Origin of the sequence: Protofrankia sp. Cr1 (assembly GCF_963555865.1) — a bacterium.
GTDB lineage: Bacteria > Actinomycetota > Actinomycetes > Frankiales > Frankiaceae > Protofrankia.
In genome coordinates, this window is sequence record NZ_CAUVXO010000114.1 from 6,569 (window position 1) to 9,340 (window position 2,772).

Genomic DNA, 2,772 nt, shown 5'->3' on the forward strand with positions numbered 1-2,772 from the left:
TTGTCGATGACAGTCGTAGCCGTTGTCGTGTGTGCGACCGCGGGTGTCGCCTGCGCGGGTTCCAGCGGCACGGGTTCGGGCCATACCGGCACCAGCGATGCGGCCCGGAATGTCACCGCCGCGGACACGCCCGGTCCCGCAGGCGCTACCACCGGCACGACGACCAGCCCTGCGACGACCAGCCCTGCGACGACCGGCACGACGGGCGGGGCCGATACGGGTCAGCCGGTCACGCCGGCGCGTTGCGCCACACCGGGCCTGACGCTGTCCACGGTGGCACCAGCCGGCGGAAGCGCCATGGGCCACCACGGTCTCGTCCTCGTCTTCAGGAACACGACGAAGAGCCCCTGCGCGCTCACCGGCTACCCGGGTGTCGCCGCCTCGGGCACCAATGGTCAGCACGCTGCGGACGCCACCCGCAGCGGCGTCGGCTCCATCTTCCCGCAAACGCCACGATCCCAGGTCGTGCTGGCGCCGGACGGCACCGCCTCCGCCGGCCTGGAGTGGACCGTCGTTCCCATGGGAACCCAGGGCAGTTGCCCGGACTACCTCGGCCTCACGGTGACGCCACCGGGCGAGACACGCAGCCTTCAACTGGCGCGGGCACTCAGCTTCTGCGGCGAGTTTCAGATCCATCCGCTGGTAGCCGGCGCCGACGCCGACGGTATCGCCCAATAGCAACACTACGAGTAGCAGCACTACGAGCGACCATCTGAACCCACCCTGGATCTTCCCGGCAGCCGCGCCCGCCGACGGCAGGCCGAAGGTCAGCCGAGAGCGCCGCCGGAAAAGTGTCGGACGTCCGTGATTGCCTGTCCACCATGGACGTCGGGAGCATGCTGCTCTTCCTCTTCGGCCTGCTGCTGGGGGTCGCCGGCGGTTTCGCCGCGGGCCGCCGGGCCGGCGACATCCGCGTCGCGACGGCGACGGCCGAGCGCGACCTCGCCACCCGCGAGCGCGAGTTGCTGCGGCGGTCAGAAGAGACCGCCCGGGAGCGGGCGGCACTGGCCGAGGCTGATGTCGCGGGCATGCGTACCGCCCTGGACTACGAACGGCGATCCGCGGCCGAACGTCTGAGCCTGGTCGAGCAGAGCCAGCAGCGCCTGGCCGAGTCGTTCCAGGCCCTGTCCGCACGGGCGTTGGAGAGCGCCAGCCGTCAGTTTCTCGAGCTCGCCTCGGTCCGCTTCCAGGAGGCCGGCGCACACACCGCCGGAGACCTCGAGCAACGCCGGATAGCCGTCGAGCATCTGGTCAGCCCGCTGCGGGAGGTGCTCGGAAAAATGGAGCACCGGCTGGCGGACCTGGAGACCGCGCGCATCGAGGCGTACGCGACCCTCGTCGAGCAGGTCCGGGGCGTCCAGCAGGCATCCGAAGGCCTGCGAACGCAGACCGCCGCTCTGGTCACGGCCCTGCGCAAACCCCAGACCCGAGGGGCGTGGGGGGAGATGCAGCTCCGTCGGGTGGCCGAGGTCGCCGGGATGATCGCCCGCTGCGACTTCACCGAACAACCCACCGTCACCGGAGATGACGGCGTGCGGCGACCGGACATGGTCGTTCACCTGGCAGGCAACCGGACCATCATTGTGGACGCGAAGGTGCCCCTGGTCGCGTTTCTCGAGGCCACCGAGGCACCGGACGAGACCACTCGCGACGAACGGCTCGCCGCCCACGCGCGGCATCTGCGCGCCCATGTGGACGCGCTCGGGGCGAAGGCGTACTGGCGGCATTTTTCCACAAGTCCGGAGTTCGTCGTGCTGTTCGTACCCGCCGAGGCGTTTCTCGCTCCCGCGCTGGACAAGGACCCGGCCCTACTGGAGTACGCCGCCGGCAAGAAGGTCATCATCGCGACGCCCACCACCCTCATCGCAATGCTGCGGACTGTCGCCCACGCATGGACGCAGGAGGCACTCACCACCCGCACCCGGGAGATCTTCGAACTGGGCAGGGATCTATACACCCGTCTTGGCACCCTCGGCGAGCACGTGGACAGGCTCGGCCGTTCGCTCGGCCGGACCGTGACCGACTTCAACGCCGCGGTCGGATCGCTGGAGAGCCGCGTCCTGGTGCCGGCGCGCCGGCTTGCCGCGATGGAGGTGGTGGACACCGTGCTGCCGACACCTTCGCGGGTGGAAGCCGGCGTACGCGCCCTGTCCGCGGCGGAACTCGCCGGCAGCGCCGAGGAGCCACCGGTAACCAGGAGCGCCTAGAGCGCCCGGCAATAGGGACGCGGCGTCGCGGGGCCGGTCGATTGACGGCCGGATACCTTGCCTAAAGCTTCTAGATCTGCACCGAAAGTAATGCCAGCGGCTGTATCACAGGGTGACACAACTCGCCGGTGACACGCGGCCGAGCTCCGGGCGGTACCTTGCCCAGGTGAGCTCGCCGCCGCCTCGCCCGTCGGCCGGTCCCCCCGGCCGGACCGGGGGCCCGACTGGACAACGCGGACGGCTTCCACCGCGGCGAGGCGGCGCAGGAACGCCCACCGTGGTTACGGGCAGTCGGCGCGGCTTGACCGTGCTCGGAGCCGCGCTCCTGGTCCTCCTTGCCGGAACGACCGGGGCGGCCATCGACGTGGTCCTGGCCGGCTCTCTGGGAGTGGTATTCGGCGTTCTGTTCGTCGCCGGTTGCGTCCTGGCCGCCACCCGGGTACATCCCGACGACCTGCTCGGAATCGTTATCACGCCGCCGCTCGTTTATGCGCTGATCGCCATCGGTATCGGATTTGCGCACCCGGCATCCGGCGGCGTCGGTAGCGGCATGAAGAGCAAGGTA

Annotated in this window: 3 protein-coding genes; all 3 read left to right on the forward strand. The window is 69.9% G+C overall.

The features are described 5' to 3' along the window. On the forward strand, positions 1-678 hold a 678-nt coding region (locus U9980_RS11720; RefSeq protein WP_322767937.1), incomplete at its 5' end, for a DUF4232 domain-containing protein. A 158-nt stretch (positions 679-836) separates the two neighbouring features. Further along, on the forward strand, positions 837-2,207 hold the full coding sequence (locus tag U9980_RS11725) for a DNA recombination protein RmuC (RefSeq protein ID WP_322767938.1): 1,371 nt from the start codon (positions 837-839) through the stop codon (positions 2,205-2,207). A gap of 277 nt (positions 2,208-2,484) precedes the next feature. After that, positions 2,485-2,772, forward strand: a 288-nt coding sequence (locus tag U9980_RS11730; RefSeq protein WP_322767939.1) for a DUF6542 domain-containing protein, incomplete at its 3' end; no start/stop codon positions are given.

Excerpts from the sequence above, each read along its gene's own strand:
- U9980_RS11725 (WP_322767938.1), top strand. The coding sequence starts at position 837 with ATGCTGCTCTTCCTCTTCGGCCTGCTGCTGGGGGTCGCCGGCGGTTTC.